Here is a 21,185-nt window from a genome sequence, read left to right as displayed (position 1 = left end):
CTTAAAAACTAATGTCATGGTTTGAGGTTGAACGATGAAAGTCGCTGTCGTCTCGGATATTCATGGCAATCTCTGGGCGCTGGAAGCCGTGATCGCCGACATTGATCGCCAGCAAGTCGATCTGGTGATCAATGCCGGCGATATCCTCTCCGGCCCGCTGGAACCGGCTGCGACCGCCGAGCGCCTGATGGCGCTGGACTGGCGCACTATCCGCGGGAATCACGAACGTCAACTGCTGGCCTGTGCCCGCCAGAAGGGCGGTCAGTCTGATCAGTATGCCTATGAGCAGACCACGGCCCGTCAGCGTGACTGGCTGCACAGCCTGCCGGCGGACCTGACCCTGAGCGAGCCGGGTATCCATGTTTGCCACGGTGCGCCGGGCGATGATCTGGCCTATTTCCTGGAAGAGGTCGATCCGCACGGGATGCATGCCGCCTGCCACGAGTCCATCGAGCTGCGGGCTGCCGGCATCCCGGCCGGACTGATTCTGTGCGGCCACACCCATCATCCCCGGGTACACGCGCTCTATGATGGCCGGCTGGTGGTTAATCCGGGCAGTGTCGGCTTGCCGGCTTACACCGATGATCACCCTTATCCCCACCGCATGGAAAACGGTAGTCCGCATGCGCGCTATGCCATCTGCGAATGGCATGGACAGGGCTGGGACGTCAGTCTGCGCGCCATTGGCTATGACCATCGGGCCGCGGCACGCGCCGCCCGTGCGCATGGCAATGAAGCCTGGGCGCATTGGCTGGAGACCGGCAGTACTCGCCACTGAGTGGATCGCCGTGTCCGGCGGGGCAGGACTCAGCGATTGCCTTGCTGATTGAGACGGCGGATGACCCGGGCCGGGTTGCCTACGGCCAGCGAGTCGGCGGGGATGTCCCGGGTGACGACCGCTCCGGCGCCGATGACGCTGCGCGGTCCGATGCTCACCCCCGGCAGGATGATGGCGCCGCCACCAATCCAGCAGTCATCGCCTATGACCACTTTTTCTGCGGTGGTCAGCCATTCGCGCCTGGACAGGTAATCCAGCGAATGGGTCGCGGTATAGATCTGCACGTTGGGGGCAATCATCACATGGCTGCCGATATGGATTTCACCCAGATCGACCATGGTGACATTCACATTGACGAAGCTGTGTTCGCCGAAACGGATATTGCGGCCGAACTCGCAGGTGAAGGGGGAGAACAGCACACAGGAGGGCGGGAAGGCGGCGAACAGCTCGGCGGCCATGGCCTGGCGTGCCGCCCTGTCGCTGAGCGGAATGGCGTTGAGCCGGGCAAGCTGCGCCTGTCCGCGCTCCCGGTCGCGGTCGATTTCCGGCATGAAGTCGTCCAGGACGCCGCCATTCAGAACATGATCCCATTGACTGGACACGGTGCAATCTCCTTGTGAAATGAGCCGTGCCCGTGGACAAGGCTCAGTGGTCGAGAATAAAGCGGATGGTCGGCCGCATGATGGCCATCAGACCATCGAGATCCATTTTTTCGGCACGGATGGCACGCACCATCAGACCGTCAAACAGGGCGCTGAGCAGTTCGAACTTGCTGTCGATCTCGGTCTCGCTCAGCGGGCGCCGACTTCCCTTGATCAGCATGGCGGCGACGGTATCGCGTACCTGCCGATGTACGGTGTGCACCATGTGAGCCACCTTGGGGTTGCGGGCGGCTTCGGCGATGATTTCGATCTGCAGTGCCGCATAGTCTGGCTGCTGGGTCTCCCGCACCGGTTCTTCCAGGGTGTCGAGAATCTCCTGGAAGACATCCGGACTGTCCAGCAGCCGGGACATGCTGATCAGCCATTCTTCCAGATCTTGCTGGACGATGGCTTCGATAATGGCTTCTTTGTTCTCGAAATAATGATAAATGTGGCCAACGCTCATGCCGGCCTCTTTGGCCAGCTGTGCCATGCTGCAGCCATGAAAACCATGCAGGCGGAAACAGCGCGTGGCGGCTTGCAGCACCTGGCTGCGTCGCATTTGTGCACGTTGTGGCTCTTGAGAGGGCGTGGTCACCATGAGATTCCTTTGGATGCGGCACCGCTACAAAATCATTCATACTTTGCTGATTGCCGGATTGCTGCATCCTAGCATAGAATGAACGCTCAAACTAGATTGAGTGTTCATTCTACTTCGTTATAAAGTAGTGTGGATTACCCGACGCGCCCGCGCGCTGACTCATCCTCACGCCAGATTGCGCAGACAACATGATCAAGACAGGTGTCGCATGCAAAAAAAGTCTTCCCTATATTCTGCTGTCGCGCTGGCATGCCTGATGACCGCCGGGTTGTCGGCCTGCGGGGACGGCAATCATGCCTCCCAGGCCGCGGCCGCATTGCCGACAGTCGGCTTTGTCACGCTGGCGCCCGAGCGGGTGGCGCTGGATAGCGAGCTGCCCGGCCGTACGGCGGCATTCACGCTGGCCGAAGTCCGGCCGCAAGTCAGTGGCGTGGTGCTGAAGCGCCTCTTCACCGAAGGCAGTGATGTCAAGGCCGGCCAGGCCTTGTATCAGATCGATCCGGCGACCTATCGCGCCAGCTACGACAGTGCCGTGGCCAATCTGGCCACCCTCAAGAGCAAGGCCGAGCGTTATCGCCAGCTGATCGGTATTAATGCCGTCAGTCAGCAGGACTATGACGACGCTGAAGCGGCCTACAAGCAGGCCCAGGCTGCCGTCGATACGGCGCGCATCAATCTGGGCTACACCCATGTGCTGGCGCCAGTGTCCGGTCGCATCGGCAAATCGAATGTGACGCAGGGGGCGCTGGTCACGGCGGATCAGGCGACCGCCCTCACCACCATTCAGGCCCTCGATCCGATCTATGTTGACGTCACCCGCTCCAGTGGCGAGCTGCTGCAGCTCAAGCAACAGCTGGCCAGCGGCTCGATCAAGAGCGCCGGTGCCGACGCGGCTCGCGTACGCCTGACGCTGGAAGACGGCAGCACGTATCCGCTGGAAGGCAAGCTGCAGTTCACCGATGTCACTGTCGATCCGAGTACCGGTTCCGTCACGCTGCGTGCCCAGTTCCCCAATCCGAAGCATGCCCTGCTGCCGGGGATGTTCGTCCGTGCCCGCCTGGTAGAGGGGGTCAACGAAAAAGCCATTCTCGTTGCTCAGGACCTGATTAGCCATAACGAGAAAGGTCAGGCCGTTGCCATGGTCGTCGGCGCCGGGGACAAGGTGGAAGCCCGCGTGGTGGAAACGCCGCGCGCCGTCGGCAATCGCTGGCTGGTCAGCCAGGGCCTGAAGCCGGGTGATCGACTGATTGTCGATGGCCTGCAGTACATCCGTCCGGGCATGCCCGTGAAGCCGTCGCCGGCACAGGGCGCCGGAACGGGAGAATAAGCCATGGCAAGGTTCTTTATTGATCGCCCGATTTTTGCCTGGGTGATCGCCATTATCATCATGCTGGCCGGCATGCTGGCGATTACCGGGCTGCCGGTGTCGCAGTATCCGAACATCGCGCCGCCTCAGGTCTCGATTCAGGCTTCCTACCCGGGTGCCTCGGCCAGTACCATCGAAAACACGGTCACTCAGGTGATCGAGCAGAACATGAAGGGGCTGGATGGTCTGCTGTACATGTCTTCCACCAGTGACTCCTCCGGTGGCGTCAGCATCAACCTGACCTTCAGCGCCGGCACCAACCCGGATATCGCCCAGGTGCAGGTGCAGAACAAGTTGTCGCTGGCCACGCCGCGCCTGCCTCAGGTCGTGCAGCAGCAGGGCATCACCGTCAACAAGGCCAACGCCAGCTTCCTGATGGTGCTGGGCTTTGTGTCGGAAGATGGTTCGATGAACGCCACCGACCTGTCCGACTACGTCTCGACCAATCTGCTGGATCCGATCAGTCGTGTGCCGGGGGTAGGGAGTGTGCAGTTGTTTGGTGCGCCCTATGCCATGCGCGTCTGGCTGGACCCCAACAAGCTCTATACCTACAAGCTGAATCCGGCGGATGTCACGGCGGCCATTCAGGCGCAGAACGCCGAGGTCTCTGCCGGCCAACTGGGCGGCACGCCTTCTGTCAAGGGGCAGAAGCTCAATGTGACCGTGACCTCGCAGACCCTGCTGCATACGCCGCAGCAGTTCGGCAACATTCTGCTGCGTACCAGCTCGGATGGCGCCGCGGTCCGGCTGCGTGACGTGGCGCGCATTGAACTCGGCGCGGAAAGCTACGACTACGCCACGCGCTTCAACGGCAAGCCGGCGACCGGTATCGCCATTACCCTGGCGACGGGGGCCAATGCCCTGGCAACGGCCAAGGGCGTGGAAGCCCGTGTGGCCGAACTGGCCAAGTTTTATCCGAATGGTATGAAGACGGTTTATCCGTTCGATACCACGCCGTTCGTCAAGATCTCCATCCGCGAGGTGATCAAGACCCTGGCCGAGGCCATCGTGCTGGTGTTCCTGGTGATGTATCTGTTCCTGCAGAACTTCCGCGCGACCCTGATTCCGACCATTGCCGTGCCGGTGGTGCTGCTGGGGACCTTCGGCGTGCTGGCGGTGGCGGGTTTCTCGATCAACACCCTGACCATGTTCGGTATGGTGCTGGCCATCGGTCTGCTGGTCGATGACGCCATCGTGGTGGTGGAGAACGTCGAGCGGGTGATGAGCGAGGAAGGCCTGTCTCCGAAAGAGGCCACCAAGAAGTCCATGGGGCAAATTACCAGCGCCCTGGTCGGCATCGGTCTGGTGCTGTCCGCCGTGTTCGTGCCGATGGCCTTCTTCGGCGGTTCGACGGGCGTGATTTACCGGCAGTTCTCCATCACCATCGTCTCGGCCATGGCGCTGTCGGTGCTGGTGGCCCTGATCCTGACGCCGGCCTTGTGCGCGACGCTGCTCAAGCCGGTGGAAAAGGATCACGAGAAGCATCACACCGGCTTCTTTGGCTGGTTCAACCGCATGTTCGACCGCAATACCGCCCGCTATCAGAGTCTGGTGGGGCGCGTGCTGGCGCGCTCCACGCGCTACTCGCTGATCTATCTGGCCATTGTCGGCGTGATGGCCTTGCTGTTTGTCCGTTTGCCGACCTCCTTCCTGCCGGAAGAGGATCAGGGTGTGTTGTTCTCCATGGTCACGCTGCCACCGGGGTCGACGCAGGAAAGCACCATCAATGTCCTGAAGAAGGTGGAAAAGCATTTCCTGGTGGATGAGAAAGATAACGTCAACTCGATCTTCACCGTCGCCGGTTTCAGTTTTGGCGGTAATGGCCAAAACACCGGTATTGCCTTCATCAGTCTCAAGGACTGGGATCAGCGCAAGGCGGCCAGCCAGAAAGTGGACGCGATTGCCGGTCGTGCCATGGGCGCCTTCTCGCAGATCCGCGAAGCCATGGTGTTTGCCTTTGCTCCGCCGGCGGTGATGGATCTGGGCAATGCCACCGGCTTTGACTTCCAGCTGCAGGATCAGGGCGGGCTGGGGCATGCCAAGCTGATGGCGGCGCGCAATCAGTTGCTGATGATGGCCGCCAAGGAGCCTGGCCTGGTCGCCGTACGTCCCAACGGTATGGACGACACGCCGCAGTACAAGCTGGATGTCGACAAGACGCTGGCGGGTGCCCAGGGCCTGTCGATGGATAGCGTCAACAGCGTGCTGGCAACCGCCTGGGGTAGTGCCTATGTCAATGACTTCCTCGACAAGGGCCGGACCAAGAAGGTGTATGTGCAGGCTGATGCGCCTTTCCGCATGCAGCCGGATGATCTGAAACGCTGGTATGTCAAGAACAGCAGTGGCGACATGGTGCCGTTCTCTGCCTTCTCGCGTGCTTACTGGACCTACGCCTCGCCACGTCTGGAGCGCTACAACGGGGTGCCTTCGGTCGAGATCATGGGGCAGCCTGCACCGGGGCTGAGCTCTGGTGTGGCGATGCAGACCATGGAGAAACTGGCGGCCAAGCTGCCAGCCGGTATCGGCTACTCCTGGACCGGACTGTCGTATCAGGAGCGTCTGGCCGGATCGCAGGCCATGTCACTGTATGCCCTGTCGATGCTGGTGGTGTTCCTGTGTCTGGCCGCCCTCTACGAGAGCTGGTCGGTACCGTTCTCGGTGATGCTGGTGGTGCCGCTCGGGGTCGTCGGCGCGCTGCTGGCGACCTGGCTGCGCGGATTGTCCAATGACGTTTACTTCCAGGTAGGGCTGCTGACCACCATCGGTCTGGCCACCAAGAACGCGATTCTGATTGTCGAATTCGCCAAGTCCTTGCAGGAGCAGGGCCGTGATCTGATCGAGGCGACGCTGGAGGCGGCTCGCCTGCGTCTGCGGCCGATTCTGATGACCTCGCTGGCCTTCGGTCTGGGGGTGCTGCCGCTGGCCATCTCCAATGGCGCCGGTTCCGGCAGTCAGCACGCCATCGGTACCGGGGTGCTGGGCGGCATGCTGGCCTCGACGATCCTGGGGATTTTCCTGATCCCACTGTTCTTTGTGCAGATTCGCCGTTATTTCAGCCGCCACAGCCAGGCGACGGTCACCACCGTCAAGGAGGAAAACCCATGAAGTTGCGATCCCTGAGTGTGGCGCTGAGCCTGGCGCTGCTGACCGGGTGCAGCTCGCTGCTGGCGCCCGATTACCAGCGCCCTGAAGCACCGGTACCGGCCAGTCTGCCGGATTATGGCCAGACCACGACTGCCCAGCGCGTCGACCTCGACTGGCAGACGTTCATCCAGGATGAGCGCTTGCGCAAGGTGGTGGCCCAGGCGCTGGCCAATAACCGCGACCTGCGCATTGCCGCGCTGAATATCGACAAGGCGCGTGCCCAGTACGGCATCACCCGCGCCAACCTGCTGCCCGCCGTCAGTGCCACGGCCGCCGGCTCGCACAGCCAGACTGCCCAGGATCTGACCGGTAGCGGCAGTCCGCGCATTACGCACAGCTACAATGCCGGCGTAGGCTTTAGTGCCTGGGAAATCGACCTGTTCGGCAAGTTGCAGAACCAGACCGATGCTGCCCGGGAAACCGTGCTGCAAAGCGTGGAAACCCGCAACGCCACTCAGCTGAGCCTGATTGCCGAGGTGGTCAATGGCTGGCTGAGCATGGCGGCAGACCAGGACCGGCTCAAGCTGGCCGAAGAGACGCTGCGCAGCCGCCGGCAATCGCTGGATCTGATCCAGCGACGTTTTGCGCTGGGGATTGGCTCGCAGCTGGATGTCAGTCAGGCGCAGGGGCTGATGGAGAGTGCCCGTGTCGATGCGGCCAGTTATCGCAGCCAGCTGGAGCAGGACCGCAATGCCCTGACCCTGCTGGTTGGCGCCCCGCTGGATGAGGCGACCCTGCCGCCCGCCGGACGCTTTGACGGTCCGCCCCTGCTGGCCGAGCTGCCTTCCGGTCTGTCTTCCGGCGTGCTGCTGTCGCGTCCCGATTTGCGGGCCGACGAGCATGCCCTGAAGGCGGCCAATGCCAATATTGGCGCGGCCCGGGCGGCATTCTTCCCCAGCATCACGCTGACGGCCAGTGCCGGTAGTGCCAGCAATGACATGAGCCGGCTGTTCGAAGGGGGCAATGGCACCTGGAGTTTCCTGCCGCAGCTCAACCTGCCGATCTTCAATGCCGGTGCGCTCAGCGCTTCGCTGGATGTCGCCAAGGTCTCGCGCGACATCAATGTGGCGCAGTACCAGAAAGACATCCAGACCGCCTTCCGCGAGGCGGCGGATGCGCTGGCGGTGAGAGCCAGCATGGCGGAGCAGCTGGCGGCGCAACAGCGCTATACCGACAGCGCGGTCCAGACTGCCCGTCTGACCGATGCCCGCTATCGGGCAGGGATCGACGGTTCGCTCAACCAGCTGGATGCCCAGCGCTCCCTGTATGCCGCACAGCAGCAACTGATCGGGGTCAAGCTGGCGCGCGAAAGCAATCGCATCACCTTGTACAAGGTCCTTGGTGGCGGGGCCAACCCCTCACCAAATTGAGGACGGAGCAATGAAAAAAGCCGGACTGGTCTTTCTCCAGTCCGGCTTTTTGCTGCCTGTCTTCAGCTGTTGGCCTTGAGTCCCTGCGGCTCAATCCGGCGGGCCGAGCTGCTCAGTCCCAGGCCGATCAGCATGCCCATGACCGCCAGCGCTTCGACATAGTGGGCCGGTGCCAGCGGATCGCTCTTGAGCATGACGGCCACTGCCATCGGTGTCAGACCGCCGAAAATCGCATACGCCAGGTTATAGGACAGCGACAGACCGCTGAACCGGACCGATGCCGGAAAGGCCTTGACCATGATGCAGGGGACGGTGGCGATGACGCCGACCGTCAAACCCAGGACCGCATAGCCCGGAAACAGCAACGCGGGATGAGCGGCAATCTGGCTGTAGAAGCCGTAGCAGGCGACCAGCAGCAGCGCTGAGCCGGCCAGCAGCGTCGGGCCATTGCCGAAGCGGTCGGTCAGGCTGCCGGCCAGCACGCAGCCGATCGACAGGCAGACGACGGCCAGGCTATTGGCCAGCAGGGCCTTCTCGGCGCCAATTTCCGGGATTTTGCCCAGCAGGGAAGGCGTCATCAGAATCACCACCACGATGCCGCCGGTCAGCAGCCAGGTGGCCAGCATCGACAGCAGCATGGCACCGCGATGCGAGGCCAGCACCCGCTTCATCGGCCATTCGGCCAACAGGGCGCGCTGTTCTGCCAGTTCCTTGAAGATCGGGGTTTCGTGCAGGTAGCCGCGCAGCCACACTGCACACAGACCGAAGACCCCGCCCAGCAGGAAGGGAATGCGCCAGGCGTGGTCGACCAGCTCGGCCGGCGTGAAGCGCGCATGCATGACCGTGGCGACCAGGGAGCCGAGCAGGATGCCCAGCGTCAGACCGGCCGTCAGCGTGCCGCAGGCAAAGCCGACCCGACGACCCGGCACATGCTCAGAGACAAACACCCAGGCGCCCGGGATTTCGCCGCCGATGGCCGCGCCTTGCAGAACGCGCAGCAACAGCAGCAGCAAGGGGGCCCAGATGCCGATGCTGGCATAGCTGGGCAACAGACCCATCAGGAAGGTCGGCAGGGCCATCAGCAGGATGCTCAGCGTGAACATGCGCTTGCGCCCCTGCAGGTCGCCGAAGTGGGCCATCACGATGCCGCCGAGCGGACGTGCCAGGTAGCCGGCAGCAAAAATGCCGTATGTCTGCAGTTGTACCAGCCAGTCCGGGCTGTGCGGCGGGAAGAACACTTGCCCCATGATGGCGGCGAAAAACACATAGATGACGAAATCGTAGAACTCCAGCGTGCCGCCGAGGGCAGCCAGTGCCAGGGTGCGATAGTCGCTGCGATTAAGTGGTCGGGTATGGTCGAAAGGCATTGTTGTTTGTCCCATGATCATTATTGTTCGGCGTCCTGCGCCGTATCAGATCAGGATAACCGAATGCCATATGAGTAGGAAATGCCTTTTTTCTGAAAGAAAAAACGGGCAGCGCCATTTATTGCTGCCTTGATGTCCATATTCGCAAAGGAATGCCGCCACCAATGCCGCTGCATGGATCGGCATCACTGGCGTGCTGCAACGCAAATTGCTGGCCGGTCCAGGCCCATACCCTGAGGCTGCCACAGTCCCCGATCCCCCGGCCCTTGGCATACGAGCGCAGCAAACCAGTCTGCCACGCCGGGTCGGTCAGCTGCCCCGCTGAACCATCCACATCCGGCAGTCGCACGGGTTCCGGGCGATAAGGAGGGCGGTCATTGGCCAGCCAGGCCTGGAAGGTGGACTGGTAAGCCCCCGCGTCACAGGCGGCCAGCAGCAACACGCGCGAGGCGGAGAGTCGATGGATGGTGGCGGCCAGCAACGCCGGGTCGTTCAGCGGGACCGAACAGTCGGTACGCGCCGTGGCGCGCAGAATCGGCATGATCAGCTTGGGGTCGTCCGGTCGAGACGCAGGGAGGGGAGACGCCTTCACCAGGGGCGCCAGGGGAGGCCTGGGAACGCTGTTTTCGGCCTTGCTGCCTTTGCGTACCAGCGCCCCGGGGGTGTCGAGTCGTGATTGCATGGCATCCATCTTCAGCAAGGCGGCTTTCAGACCGCGCAGCGAGATTTGCCAGTGCAGACGGCCTGCGCTCAGCTCAATCACCTGGGCATCGAGCAAGTGCGGCAGCATTTGCGCCATCTGCTCCGCCGTAAAGAATTGATCGGCGGCCACGCCGCTGCGCAGCCAGGTTCCGGCCTTTAGCGTCAGGCCTTGTCCCGGCAGACTTGCCCCCTCCGGCACATCAAGATACAGCCTGCCGGTCAGGCCGCTGCCTGGCCCGCCATCGCGCGCCAGCCAGAGTCCGGCGGCATGCCCCGGTGCGGTTTGTTCCTCGGGCTGAAAGCCACTGGCTTCACAGTGCAGGATGTTGTCGCAGGACAGTGTCCAGTCCCTGAACCCCGTGACGGCAGCGTGGTTCACGCTGCCGTACAGCAGACAACATGCGGCGAGGCAAAGGGTCGGCAGACGGTGCATGACGGGGGCCTGGCTCAGTAGTGGGGCGGGATCTCGTGTTGCGGCCCGGCCGGGTCCTGACCCGGGTCATTGCTGCGCATCTGCTGGTAGAGCAGACGCAGTTGCTGCTGCAGCAGATCGATCTGTTGCTGCTGGCGGGTGACCGTCAGATTCAGCGTGTCCAGCAAGTCATCCTGAAAGGCCAGTTTGACCTCCAGCTCAGTCAGGCGTGCTTCGGTATTCATGCCACTTCTCCCTGGCGCAGTTTGAGGACCACCTTGCGGATCGGTGCCGGGCTGGCGACAGCACAGCAGGGGCGATGCAATTCACCGGCCTCGAACACGGCATACATGCCCGGCGTCAGCAGCAGCTCGCTGGCAGCCTGGGGGCTGTCGTACAGCGCAATATCGCTCTCTTCCAGGCGGTCTTCATGCAGTCTCACCTCGCTGCCGCGCGGCAGATAGCCAATGCGTTCGACGCCACTGACCAGATATTGCACGTCCAGATAGCGTGCATGCGCTTCAAACAGCCGTTCTTCGGCGTAGCCGGTTTCCATTTCCTGCACCAGGGCGAACAGCCGAGTGCCGTCAATCGGGTAATGCCCCGGTGGCAGCAGGGCGAAGTCAGTCAGCAATCCCAGCGCATTGCGCAAGGCATCAGGCAGCGGGCAGACGGCCAGATGGTCGATATGGTCGCAGTACATGGCAGGTTCTCGAATCCGTGAGCTGGCATTTTAGCCGAATGCCCGTCCGCCGTGCGACGGGCACAATGGCTTCTTTTATAGCCCAGACAGGGAGCCTGCTCATGTCAGCCTTTCGGCGCGTATTGTTTTGGACCGCCCTGGCGGTTTCCCTGCCGGCGCTGGCCGCGGATTGGGTGCTGGCCCTGAGCTGGGCGCCGGGCTTTTGTGCCACGCACGCCGGCAAGCAGCAATGCCGGGTGGTGGACGACTTCGCCAGCCATCACCTCACCCTGCATGGTCTGTGGCCCCGGCAGCAGAACTGCCACGCACCGCCGCTGCATCAGGGAGATCTGCCTGCGGATCTGGCGCACTGGATGCCGGGGGTGCAGGACGGCCTGGCGCAGCATGAGTGGCAGAAGCACGGCAGTTGCAGCGGCATGCTGCCGCATGCCTATTTTTCCCAGATGGTGCAGATGGCCGAACAGGTCAGTCGCAGCAGTCTGGGGCGTTATCTGGCGCAGCATGCCGGCCAGCGGGTTACCCTGACCGACCTGCGGGCGGCGCTGCGGCCGGACTATGCCGCCGCCAGCACCAGCGTCCGTTTCCTGTGCAGTGGAGAGCGCCTGCAGGAAGTGCGTTTCCATTTCAGCGACTGGTCCGGTCTGCTGGGGCATGGTGCCAGCCCCGGCTGGCGGCCGGCGATGGAAAACGATCACTGTGACGATTCCGTCCTGCTGTGAGGCAGGCTGTCATCAGCGCATGGAGAAGGCCTCGGCATGGAAGCTTGGCTTCTTGCCCCGGCGCCGGGCCAGTCCCTCGGCCAGTGCCGAGCCGAATGCCGTCGGACCGCAGAACCAGACACTGTCGACCACCGGCAGCATGTCGGCCTGCAGACGATCACCGCGTTCGCTGGCCAGCAGATGCAGCCGTACTCCGGTCGCCTGGCATTGCGCACGCAGCTGTGCCAGTTGGACCGCGTGCGGCTCGGCCTGCACACAGTAATAGAAATCGACCTGATCCAGCTTGCGTCCCTGGCGGGCAAAGTTGTCCAGCCAGGCCAGGAAGGGGGTCACACCGATCCCGCCGGCGACCCAGGCCTGGCGCTGCGGCTTGCTGGCCGGCAGGAAGCGGCCATACGGCCCTTCGATCTGCACCGGGTGACCGCTTTGCAGGATGTTCGCCAGCTTGCCGGTGTAGTCCCCCAGGCGCTTGATGATGAAGCGCAGTTGTCGCGCGGCATTGTCACCGTTGGCAATGGTGAACGGATGGGCGCCCTCGGCTGCGTCAAAGGTGACGCGGGCAAACTGGCCGGCACGGTGGCCCGGCCAGCCGGCATCCATCTGGCAAACCACTTCCAGCAGCTCGCCGGGCAGCGGGGTGACCGACACGACCTGGCCACGGTGCAGGCGCGACTTACCAATACGACCGGCCAGAACCAGGCCGGCAGCGACACTGCCGGCCAGCATCATCAGGGCAAACAGGATGCCGATCGGCGTCGGCCAGAAACTGCGCGGCAACAAGATGGCGCCATGAAATGCGCCGAGCAGGAACAGGGGGGCGAACAGGGTATGCAGCTTGCGGAACACGCCGTACGGTACCAGTCGCAACAAGGCCAGCGCGACCAGTGCCAGCATGGCGTAGGCACTCCAGCTGCCGACTTCCCGGGCCAGACCGATCAGCGAAAAACCGGCGTGGTGACCATGACGCATCAGGGGTTCGGCGCCGAGCGCCAGCAACAGGGGCGGTGAGAGCTTGATCAGCCAGTGGGCGGCCAGCAGGACACCGCTGCTGATCCCGAGGCGCTTGTGCAGGCGATACATCTGATCCAGCCCGCCCAGCCGGCTTTCCAGCCAGCCGGCGCGGGTGGCCAGCAGCATGGCGGCGCTCATGACGGCCATCAACTGGATGCCGCTGAGCAGGACCAGTTGGTTACGCCAGGCCCAGACTGTGGCCGGGATGCCGGATTGTGCCAGACTGGCCCAGCCAAACAGCAGGGTGGTCAGTGCCAGCAACAGGGTAAGCGGGTATTTCTTCATGATGAATGCCTTGGTACGAATCAATCTTGAGCGCATTCAAACAAGCGAAACTTAAGCGAAACTGAGGAAGATGGTGCCGATGTTGCGAGATGTTGCGACAGGCGCCAATGGCAATATTTGTTGGCAAGCGGTTTACATTTCGGGCGGCATGACGGGCTCGTGCCGGGGCTCGCCGGCTTCGCGGGCCAGCATGGCGCCCTGAATGGCGTGATCGGCCTGGCTGACGGCCTCGCCGTCATATTGCCCGCCATGTTGCTGATACAGTCGCTGAATCGTTTCGGTCACCGGGTGCATCTCAGAACACCTTTCTGCCCTGACGCCAGACCTGCTGCACCAGCGGCACATCGCCATGCGGTCGAACCTGGACCAGATCGGCACGCTGGCCGAGGGCAATCTCCCCCCGATCCTGCAGCGCCACCGCGCGTGCCGGGTTGCGGCTGACCGTCGCCACAGCCCGGTCCAGCGTCCAGCCGGCCTGTGCCACCAGCAGGTAGGCACCATGCAGCAAACTGGCAGGGACATAGTCGGAAGACAGGATGTCGAGCAGATCCGCACGTGCCAGTTCGCTGGCGGCAATATTGCCGGAGTGGGAACCGCCGCGTACCACATTCGGCGCGCCCATGACGGTTACCAGACCATGCCGGCGGGCCGCCGCCGCGGCCGCCAGCGTGGTGGGAAACTCTGCGATGTGCACACCGTCGGCCAGTGCCTCTTCGATATGCGTTTCATCCGTGTCGTCATGGCTGGCCAGGCAGATGTGCCGCTCCCGCGCCATGGCCACTACTGCCTGCTTGTGGCGTGCCGCGTAGCGCTGCTGCCGTTCGCGGCGCTCTGCCACCGCCTGCAGGAAAGTGGCTTCATTCCAGCTGACATTCTTTTTGGCGTAGTACTTCTGGTATTGCGCCAGATCGCGGTACTGACGCTGGCCGGGGGTGTGGTCCATCACCGAGATCAGGCGCACAGCCGGATGGTCGATCAGCAGCTTCAGTTCGCCGAGCAGATCATGCCAGGACAGTTCGCAGCGCAGATGAAACAGATGGTCGGCACGCAATACCCCTTCGCGCATGCCCTGATCAATGGCGGCGAAGGCGGTGTGCAGGGTATCCAGCCGGACACTTTCATCTTCCATGTCGCCGACCGACAGCGCATCGAAGACCGTGGTGATGCCGGCCGCCACACATTGCGCATCGTGGGTGACGACGGCGGGCAAGACCGGCCACAGCACGCCATTGCGCGGCATCAGGTGCTTTTCCAGATTGTCGGTATGCAGCTCGACCAGACCGGGCAGCAGATCATCGCCCCCCAGATCTTCGCCTTCTGCCAGCGGGTGGGAATGGACGGCGCTGATCAGGCCGTTGTCGATCTCCACGGCACCGCGCTCGATGATGCCGTCAGCCAGTACCAGTCGGGCGTGATTCAGAATGCGCTTCATGCGGCTTGCTCCTCCTGACGTGCCAGCGGCACGTTGAAAATGCGGTTGGCGATGGCATCTCGGGTGGCTTCGTCGTGGAAAATGCCGACCAGTGCCGCGCCGCGCTGGCGTGCCTCGTGCATCAGCTCGATGACCACGGCACGATTGGCCGCATCCAGCGAAGCGGTGGGTTCGTCCAGCAACAGAATCGGTCGCGGCGCGATCATGCCGCGGGCAATGTTGACGCGTTGTTGCTCGCCTCCGGAGAAGGTGGCCGGCGGCAGGTGCCACAGACGTTCGGCAATATGCAGCCGAGCCAGCCAGCGCGCTGCTTCGGCCAGGGCGGCCTCGCGCTGCCAGCCCCAGGCTTCGAGCGGCTCGGCGACGATGTCCAGCGCACTGACCCGCGGGATCACGCGCAGGAACTGGCTGACGTAACCCAGGGTTCGACGGCGGACGGCACTGATCTGATCCGGGCGGGCTTGCGCCATGTCGACCCACTGCCCTTCATGCTGAATGCCGATCTTGCCGGACTGTACCAGATAGTTGGCATAGAGGGCCTTGAGCAAAGTGCTCTTGCCCGCGCCGGAGGGGCCGGTGAGTGCGACACATTCGCCGGCGGCAACCGACAGGGACACATCAGACAAGACGGGCAGGCGCAGCCCGCCCTGCTGGTGCAGGACAAAGGTCTTGCTCAGGTGTTGGGCATCAATCAATAAGCTCATGGGTATCAGGCCTGAAGAATCGAGGAAACCAGCAGCTGGCTGTAGGGGTGTTGCGGGTCATCGAGGATCTGGTCGGTCAGCCCGGCCTCGACCACCCGGCCGCGCTGCATCACCAGCGTGCGCTGCGCCAGCAGGCGCGCTACGCCGAGGTCATGGGTGACCATGATCACCGCGATGCCGGTGTCGTGGACCAGCCGGCGCGTCAGGTCGAGAAAGCGCGCCTGCACCGAGACGTCCAGTCCGCCGGTCGGCTCGTCCATGAACACCAGACGTGGCTGTGTCACCAGATTGCGGGCGATTTGCAGACGTTGCTGCATGCCGCCGGAAAAGGCCGATGGTTTGTCATCCAGACGCTCGCGGCCGATCTCCACCTGCTCCAGCCAGTCACCGGCAGTGGTCCGCAACTGACCGTAATGACGCTGACCCAGCGCCATCAGACGCTCGCTGACATTGGCGCCGGCAGACACATTCATGCGCAGACCGTCGCGGGCGTGCTGGGTGACATAGCCCCATTCGCTGCGTGCCAGCCGGCGCCTGTCGGCTTCTGCCAGCGTGGTCAGCTCATGCTCGCCGCCATCCCGGTCATGAAAGCGCACAGTCCCGCCATCCGCCGGCAGCTTGCCTGCCAGCGTGGCCAGCAGGGTGGACTTGCCCGAGCCCGACTCCCCCACGATGCACAGTACCTCGCCCTGATACAGGTCGAAGTCGATATCGAAACAACCCTGACCATTGCCATAGTCCTTGTTCAGGCCGCGGACCTGCAGTATCGGCATGTTCATGGCGTGACCTCCTGACGTTGCTGGCAATAGTCACTGTCCGAGCAGACAAACAGACGGGTACCGGCATCATCCGTGACGATCTCGTCCAGATAGCTGTCCTCGGCGCCACACAAGGCACAGGCATGGGGCCAGCGCTGCACCTCGAAGGGATGGTCGTCGAAGGCCAGGCTCTCCACCGGCGTCCAGGGCGGAATGGCGTACAGCCGCTTCTCGCGTCCGGCGCCAAACAACATCAGTGCCGGGCTGCGATCCAGCTTGGGATTGTCGAATTTGGGAATCGGCGACGGCGAGGCCAGATAACGGCCATTGACCCGGACCGGATAGTCATAGCTGGTGGCGATATGGCCGAAGCGGGCGATGTCTTCGTACAGCTTGACGTGCATCAGGCCATACTCCTGATGGGCATGCAGCTTGCGCGTTTCGACCTCGGAGGCTTCCAGCGTCCGCAGCGGTTCGGGTTCCGGCACCTGGAACACCATGATCTGCCCGGGCTGCAGCGGGGTTTCCGGGATGCGGTGCCGGGTCTGGATCAGGCTGGCTTCGGTCGTGCGGCTGGTGGTGGCGACACCGGTCACGCGGGCGAAGAAGCGGCGGATATTGACCGCATTGGTGGTGTCGTCGGCCCCCTGATCGATCACCTTGAGCACATCGTCGCGGCCGATGATGCTGGCCGTGACCTGAATGCCTCCCGTCCCCCAGCCATAGGGCAGGGGCATTTCGCGACTGCCGAACGGCACCTGATACCCCGGAATGGCCACCGCCTTGAGCAGGCCGCGGCGCAGCATGCGTTTGGTGTTCTCATCCAGAAAGCCGAAGTTGTACTGCCATTGGCCGTCATTCATGGCCATCCTCCTGCGGTTGCTGGGCCGCCGCCTGCTGGCGCAGGGTGCGGATCAGGGCCAGTTCGGCCTGGAAATCGACGTAGTGCGGCAACTTGAGGTGCTGTACGAAACCGGAGGCCTCGACGTTGTCGCTGTGATACAGCACGAACTCTTGCTGCTGGGCCGGGGCATGGCCGTCCTCCCCCAGCTCGCCGGCTCGCAGACTGCGATCCACCAGCGCCATGGCCATGGCCTTGCGTTCGGATTCGCCGAAAGACAGACCATAGCCACGGGTGAATTGCGGTGGCGCCGTCTTGCTGCCGGCAAACTGGTTGATCATCTGGCACTCTGTCAGGGTGATTTCGCCTATCTCGATGTCGAAACCGAGCTCGGGCGGGCAGACGCGGATACTGATCTCCCCCATGCGGATTTCCCCGGCGAAGGGATGGCTTTCGGCGTAGCCGCGCTGGGTCGAGTAGGCCAGACCCAGCAACCAGCCTTCGTCGGCGCGCGCCAGGTTTTGCAGCCTGGTTGCCCGGTCGGTCGGGAACATCAGCGGTGAACGTGTCAGGTCGACTGGTTCCGGATCACCTTCCGGTACCGGCTCTGCTTCGATCAGCCCTTCGCTGGACAGCGTGTCCAGCACGCTGGGCAGCGGGTGGGCGACCGGTGCATCGGCCTGCGGGCAGGGAGCAGGCTGCGTGGCATCGGCCAGGGTAAAGTCCAGCAGTCGCTGGGTGTAATCAGCGGTCGGGCCGAGAATCTGACCGCCTGGCACATCCTTGAAGGTGCCGGAGATGCGCCGCCGGACGCGCATATCGGCGGTATCGAGCGGCAGGCTGGTGGCCAGCCGCGGCAAGGTGGTGCGAAAGGCGCGCAGCAGAAACACCGCCTCCACCACATCGCCGGCCGCCTGTTTCAGCGCCAGTGCGGCCAGGTGCTCGTCATACAGCGAGCCTTCCTGCATGACCCGGGCGACGGCCAGGCGCATCTGCTGGCGGATTTGCGCCAGACTGAGTTCTGTTTCGGCCGGATCTCCGCGCCGGCTGGCCGCCAGCAGATCCCACGAGCGGGCAATGGCCGTTTCCCCGCCTTTGACGGCGACATACATGGTTCAGCCCTCCTGAATGCGGGTGCTGCGCGGCAGACCGGCAATGTGTTCGCCAGCCAGCAAGATCACGTCCACCCCGCGCGGGAAGCGGGCATGGTTCTGCTGCCACTGGATCCAGAAATCCGCCGCCAGACCGACGGCGCCAAAGCGGCGGCAAGCCGGAATACCCGGGCCGCAGCCCTCGATCTGCCGCGTGTTGAACTGCTCGACCTCGATCAGCAGGGTGGCCGATCGGTCGGGATATTCCGCCGTGCCGGACTTGAGCCCGGTCAGCGCGGGCAGCGGGCAGCCACGAGTCAGCAGAATGAAATCCGCCTGGGCTACATCGCGACAGATCTGCAAGCCGGTATGAAAGCGCAGGCTTTCCAGCGTGTCCGCAGGCAGGGGGGGCAACCAGACGGCGACCTCCTGATCCACCAGGCTGTACAGCAAGGCGGCACTGGCCTCGCTCAATCCGGGCAGGGGCGGAGGCAGGCAGGGCAGGCGACGGGGCAACAGGGGTTCGGCCAACGCGCTGAGCACGGCGCGGAAGACCTGCTGACACTGATCGACCGGTTGTTCGAAAGCGGTATGCAGCATCACTCCCCCCTGACCATGGTAAAGAATTCGACCTTGCTGGCAGCCGCCTGGCGCGAGGCCTGCTCACGCCGCTGCTGTAGCGCCTGAGCCAGTGGCGTGATCAGGGTATCGAGTATGGCCGCCTGATGTTGCGGGTCCTGGAGTAATGCATCGGCAATGGCGATCAGTTCGGCATGATGGGCATCCGAGCCACGCACCCAGCCGTGTCCGGTCTGTGTGCCGATGCGGCAACTGGCGCGGGTGACGCTGATCTCGCCCAGGTTGAAACGTGCTCCGCTGCCGCCGATCCGGCCCTGCAACATCACCAGGCCGGTTTCGCCTCGTCGCAACCAGATGGGGGCGGCAGCCAGCTGCCGCCAGGGTGTCAGCCGGGTCTGCAAATCGTCAGGCGGGCTGTTGGCCAGCACGCCCAACCAATGTTGTCGTGTCTGCATGATGGAAGGGCTCGTCACCATTTCAAGAAAAATTCATATAAACGTATAGACGACTGCATGATAATAGCCGGCAGGCCGTTTTGAACATCATGGGTCGATGAAGCTTTTGTGACGTTTTCGTGGCCAGGCTGGATGTCTGGTGACTGAGGGGGTGAAGCAATGATAGAGCGTGGCAGTGGGGTCGCTGTCTGGCGGCAAATCGAAGATCGTCTGGCCGAGGAGATTGCCAGTGGTGCGCTGCGGGCCGGCGCGCAATTGCCGACCGAGTTGCAGCTGGCCGAGCGTTTCAGTGTCAACCGCCATACCGTGCGCCGTGCAGTGGCGACGCTGGTGGAGCGGGGCTTGTTGCGGGTCGAGCAGGGGCGCGGGACTTTTGTTCAGGACAATGCCATCGACTACGCCATCAGCAAGCGCACGCGTTTTTCGCGCAATATGGCCAGCCAGAACCTGAGTGCCGAGGTGGAGATCATGGCGGCCGACACCCTGCCGGCGACGGCCGAACTGGCCGAACTGCTCGGAGTGTCGCCTGGTGCCGTGCTGTATCGCATCAAGACGCTGAGTACGGTTGAGCAACGTGTTATTGATTTCGGGATGGCTTTTTTCCCGGCCGAGCGTTTTCCCGGCTTGCCCGAGGTGTTCCGCCGTCTGCGGTCGGTGACGCTGACCCTGGCCGAGTTCGGCGTGGCCGACTATACCCGGCGCTTTACCCGGGTCACCGCCCGTTTGCCGGAGCCGGAGGTGGTGGACTATCTCGGCATCCCGAAAAACCGACCGGTACTGCACGTCAAATCCCTCAACGTCGATCCGGCCGGTCAGCCGGTTCAGTATGGCATCACTTGCTTCAACGGTGATCTGGTGCAGCTGGTCATGGAGGACGAGCACTGATGCGCTGCGCCATTTTCTATGCACCGCCGCCAGACAGTGCATTCTGGCAGGCAGGCAGCCAATGGCTTGGCTATGACGCGGCCAGTGGGCGCGTGGTGACGCAGCCTGCCTTGCCTGGCTTGTCTCACGCGCTGACGGCCACGGCCGCACGCTATGGCTGGCATGGCACGCTCAAGGCCCCCTTTGCACCGGCCCCGGGTGTGGATGAGGCGACACTTGTGGCAGCGGTGAGCGAACTGGCCACGCGTTTTTCGCCTTTCGCTCTGCCGCTGCAGGTGGGCTGGCTGCACGGTTTTCTCTCCCTGCGTCCTGCACAGCCGCTTCCGCGTCTGGGCGAGTTGGCCACGGCCTGTGTGCTGCAACTTCAGTCTCTGGGAGACCCTCAGGCCAGACTGGCCGAACGCCAGGGGCTCAGCGCCCGGCAGCTCGAATTGTATGCACGCTGGGGCTATCCCTATGTCTTCGAGCAATTTCGCTTTCATATGACCCTGAGCGAGCGCATGGCGCAGGATGCCCCCGATGCCTCTGCGTTGCAGGCCTCTGCCGGGCAGTATTTCGCGCCTCACCTGCAGCAGGTGGTGGCAGGGCTGGCGCTGTTTGTTGAGCCTGGTGCCGGCCAGGCGCTGCGCTACCGGGCTTATTGCGGTTTCGATGGCGAGGTATGGCGCGATGTCGACTGAGTCTCCCGGCCGTCTGTGGTATGTCATCGGGCCGTCCGGTGCCGGCAAAGACAGTCTGCTGGCCTATGCCCGCCAGCAACTGGCGGGCTCATCCCGGCTGGTGTTTGCTCATCGCTACATCACCCGCCCGGCCGATGCCGGGGGGGAGAACCACATTGCCCTGTCGGCCGCCGAGTTTGACAGTCGCGAGCGCCATGGTTGTTTTGCCCTGAGCTGGCGTCGGCACGGCCTGGCCTATGCACTGGGAGTGGAGGTCGAAACCTGGCTGGCACAGGGGCTGGACGTGGTGGTGAATGGTTCGCGTGCCACCTTGCCATTGGCGGCCGCGCATTTCCCGACGCTGGCCCCGCTGTGGGTACTGGCCAGTCCGGCGGTGCTGGCAGAACGATTGCGGGCACGCGGTCGGGAGGATGAGGCGGCGGTGCAGCGCCGCCTGCAGGAAGCGGCCGGGTTTGTCCCGCCAGAAGGCAGCCTGATTTTGCGCAATGATGGCACCCTGTCTCAGGGGGGCGAGCAGTTGTTAAGTCTGCTCTGCGCGCCCTGGCATTGACGCTGGGGCGGACCTGCTGACCCTGCCGCGGTGCAGACCGCTGATCCGATGGTCATTGCCTGTTGCCGGGTGAATTATCTATACCAAGCTCAGGGTCCGGCGGGAGGTCGA

General features: G+C 63.3%; 23 protein-coding genes. 8 read left to right on the top strand and 15 right to left on the bottom strand.

The window, feature by feature from the left end; genetic code table 11:
* Nucleotides 1–34: 34 nt before the first annotated feature.
* Nucleotides 35–778, top strand: a complete 744-nt coding sequence (locus AACH39_RS05940; protein ID WP_338621104.1) for a metallophosphoesterase family protein — start codon at nt 35–37, stop codon at nt 776–778.
* A 29-nt stretch (nt 779–807) separates the two neighbouring features.
* Here the strand turns inward: AACH39_RS05940 and AACH39_RS05935 are convergent, their stop codons facing one another.
* Together AACH39_RS05935 and AACH39_RS05930 are read right to left on the bottom strand one after the other, a co-directional pair.
* Nucleotides 808–1,380, bottom strand: a complete 573-nt coding sequence (locus tag AACH39_RS05935; RefSeq protein ID WP_215781919.1) for a sugar O-acetyltransferase — start codon at nt 1,378–1,380, stop codon at nt 808–810.
* 43 nt (nt 1,381–1,423) lie between these two features.
* Nucleotides 1,424–2,020, bottom strand: coding sequence for a TetR family transcriptional regulator (locus AACH39_RS05930; protein WP_338621103.1), 597 nt, complete (start codon nt 2,018–2,020; stop codon nt 1,424–1,426).
* A 208-nt stretch (nt 2,021–2,228) separates the two neighbouring features.
* On the opposite strand from AACH39_RS05930, the gene AACH39_RS05925 reads away from it, so the two are divergent.
* Genes AACH39_RS05925 through AACH39_RS05915 form a run of 3 tightly spaced genes read left to right on the top strand, consistent with a single transcriptional unit; the run spans nt 2,229 to nt 7,900 of the window.
* Nucleotides 2,229–3,347, top strand: a complete 1,119-nt coding sequence (locus tag AACH39_RS05925) for an efflux RND transporter periplasmic adaptor subunit (RefSeq protein ID WP_215781921.1) — start codon at nt 2,229–2,231, stop codon at nt 3,345–3,347.
* Between the two features lie 3 nt (nt 3,348–3,350).
* Nucleotides 3,351–6,491, top strand: coding sequence for an efflux RND transporter permease subunit (locus AACH39_RS05920; RefSeq protein ID WP_215781922.1), 3,141 nt, complete (start codon nt 3,351–3,353; stop codon nt 6,489–6,491).
* Nucleotides 6,488–7,900, top strand: coding sequence for an efflux transporter outer membrane subunit (locus AACH39_RS05915; RefSeq protein ID WP_215781923.1), 1,413 nt, complete (start codon nt 6,488–6,490; stop codon nt 7,898–7,900). The genes AACH39_RS05920 and AACH39_RS05915 overlap by 4 nt, the downstream gene beginning before the upstream one ends.
* A gap of 62 nt (nt 7,901–7,962) precedes the next feature.
* Here the strand turns inward: AACH39_RS05915 and AACH39_RS05910 are convergent, their stop codons facing one another.
* The 4 genes from AACH39_RS05910 to AACH39_RS05895 all read right to left on the bottom strand — a co-directional run bounded on the left by AACH39_RS05910 (nt 7,963) and on the right by AACH39_RS05895 (nt 11,084).
* Entirely contained in the window at nt 7,963–9,267 is a 1,305-nt protein-coding gene (locus AACH39_RS05910) for an MFS transporter (RefSeq protein ID WP_338621102.1), read from the bottom strand.
* A gap of 118 nt (nt 9,268–9,385) precedes the next feature.
* Nucleotides 9,386–10,402, bottom strand: a complete 1,017-nt coding sequence (locus tag AACH39_RS05905) for a DUF1176 domain-containing protein (RefSeq protein ID WP_215781925.1) — start codon at nt 10,400–10,402, stop codon at nt 9,386–9,388.
* A 14-nt stretch (nt 10,403–10,416) separates the two neighbouring features.
* Nucleotides 10,417–10,626 (bottom strand): SlyX family protein, encoded by a 210-nt coding sequence (locus tag AACH39_RS05900; RefSeq protein ID WP_215781926.1) that lies wholly within the window; start codon nt 10,624–10,626, stop codon nt 10,417–10,419.
* The gene (locus tag AACH39_RS05895) at nt 10,623–11,084 is read right to left on the bottom strand and encodes a YhcH/YjgK/YiaL family protein (protein ID WP_215781927.1); all 462 of its coding nucleotides are present in this window, start codon (nt 11,082–11,084) and stop codon (nt 10,623–10,625) included. Before AACH39_RS05895 ends, AACH39_RS05900 begins: the two co-directional genes overlap by 4 nt.
* 101 nt (nt 11,085–11,185) lie before the next feature.
* On the opposite strand from AACH39_RS05895, the gene AACH39_RS05890 reads away from it, so the two are divergent.
* Nucleotides 11,186–11,803 carry a hypothetical protein gene (locus tag AACH39_RS05890; RefSeq protein WP_215781928.1) on the top strand — a complete coding sequence of 206 codons (618 nt, stop codon included), beginning with the start codon at nt 11,186–11,188 and terminating at the stop codon, nt 11,801–11,803.
* A 12-nt stretch (nt 11,804–11,815) separates the two neighbouring features.
* Here AACH39_RS05890 and AACH39_RS05885 read toward each other — a convergent pair whose 3' ends face one another.
* From AACH39_RS05885 to phnG, 9 genes are all read right to left on the bottom strand, one after another.
* Complete coding sequence (locus tag AACH39_RS05885) at nt 11,816–13,099, bottom strand: ferric reductase-like transmembrane domain-containing protein (protein WP_338621101.1); 1,284 nt, start codon at nt 13,097–13,099, stop codon at nt 11,816–11,818.
* A 132-nt stretch (nt 13,100–13,231) separates the two neighbouring features.
* Entirely contained in the window at nt 13,232–13,393 is a 162-nt protein-coding gene (locus tag AACH39_RS05880) for a hypothetical protein (RefSeq protein WP_338621100.1), read from the bottom strand.
* 1 nt (nt 13,394) lies between these two features.
* Nucleotides 13,395–14,531 (bottom strand): alpha-D-ribose 1-methylphosphonate 5-triphosphate diphosphatase, encoded by a 1,137-nt coding sequence (locus AACH39_RS05875; protein ID WP_338621099.1) that lies wholly within the window; start codon nt 14,529–14,531, stop codon nt 13,395–13,397.
* The gene (gene phnL, locus AACH39_RS05870) at nt 14,528–15,235 is read right to left on the bottom strand and encodes a phosphonate C-P lyase system protein PhnL (protein ID WP_215781932.1); all 708 of its coding nucleotides are present in this window, start codon (nt 15,233–15,235) and stop codon (nt 14,528–14,530) included. The genes AACH39_RS05875 and phnL overlap by 4 nt, the downstream gene beginning before the upstream one ends.
* A 5-nt stretch (nt 15,236–15,240) precedes the next feature.
* Nucleotides 15,241–16,014, bottom strand: coding sequence for a phosphonate C-P lyase system protein PhnK (gene phnK, locus AACH39_RS05865; protein WP_215781933.1), 774 nt, complete (start codon nt 16,012–16,014; stop codon nt 15,241–15,243).
* Nucleotides 16,011–16,856, bottom strand: coding sequence for an alpha-D-ribose 1-methylphosphonate 5-phosphate C-P-lyase PhnJ (locus tag AACH39_RS05860; RefSeq protein ID WP_215781934.1), 846 nt, complete (start codon nt 16,854–16,856; stop codon nt 16,011–16,013). The genes phnK and AACH39_RS05860 overlap by 4 nt, the downstream gene beginning before the upstream one ends.
* A complete protein-coding gene (locus AACH39_RS05855; protein WP_215781935.1) occupies nt 16,849–17,946 on the bottom strand; it encodes a carbon-phosphorus lyase complex subunit PhnI in 1,098 nt (365 codons plus the stop codon). Before AACH39_RS05855 ends, AACH39_RS05860 begins: the two co-directional genes overlap by 8 nt.
* A 3-nt stretch (nt 17,947–17,949) precedes the next feature.
* Nucleotides 17,950–18,525 carry a phosphonate C-P lyase system protein PhnH gene (gene phnH, locus AACH39_RS05850; protein WP_338621098.1) on the bottom strand — a complete coding sequence of 192 codons (576 nt, stop codon included), beginning with the start codon at nt 18,523–18,525 and terminating at the stop codon, nt 17,950–17,952.
* Nucleotides 18,525–18,959 carry a phosphonate C-P lyase system protein PhnG gene (gene phnG, locus AACH39_RS05845; protein WP_215781937.1) on the bottom strand — a complete coding sequence of 145 codons (435 nt, stop codon included), beginning with the start codon at nt 18,957–18,959 and terminating at the stop codon, nt 18,525–18,527. Before phnG ends, phnH begins: the two co-directional genes overlap by 1 nt.
* Before the next feature lie 159 nt (nt 18,960–19,118).
* Here phnG and phnF point away from each other — a divergent pair, with 159 nt between their 5' ends.
* From phnF to phnN, 3 genes are read left to right on the top strand one after another with little or no spacing between them, the layout of a single operon-like run.
* Entirely contained in the window at nt 19,119–19,844 is a 726-nt protein-coding gene (gene phnF, locus AACH39_RS05840; protein WP_215781938.1) for a phosphonate metabolism transcriptional regulator PhnF, read from the top strand.
* The gene (locus tag AACH39_RS05835; RefSeq protein WP_215781939.1) at nt 19,844–20,524 is read left to right on the top strand and encodes a DUF1045 domain-containing protein; all 681 of its coding nucleotides are present in this window, start codon (nt 19,844–19,846) and stop codon (nt 20,522–20,524) included. The genes phnF and AACH39_RS05835 overlap by 1 nt, the downstream gene beginning before the upstream one ends.
* Nucleotides 20,514–21,074 (top strand): phosphonate metabolism protein/1,5-bisphosphokinase (PRPP-forming) PhnN, encoded by a 561-nt coding sequence (phnN, locus tag AACH39_RS05830; RefSeq protein WP_338621096.1) that lies wholly within the window; start codon nt 20,514–20,516, stop codon nt 21,072–21,074. Before AACH39_RS05835 ends, phnN begins: the two co-directional genes overlap by 11 nt.
* Nucleotides 21,075–21,185: the final 111 nt, after the last annotated feature.

Source organism: Paludibacterium flexuosum (assembly GCF_037076605.1).
In the GTDB taxonomy this organism is placed as follows: domain Bacteria; phylum Pseudomonadota; class Gammaproteobacteria; order Burkholderiales; family Chromobacteriaceae; genus Paludibacterium.
Note: the sequence above shows the minus strand (reverse complement) of the source record. Positions and strands in the feature narration are given on the sequence as shown.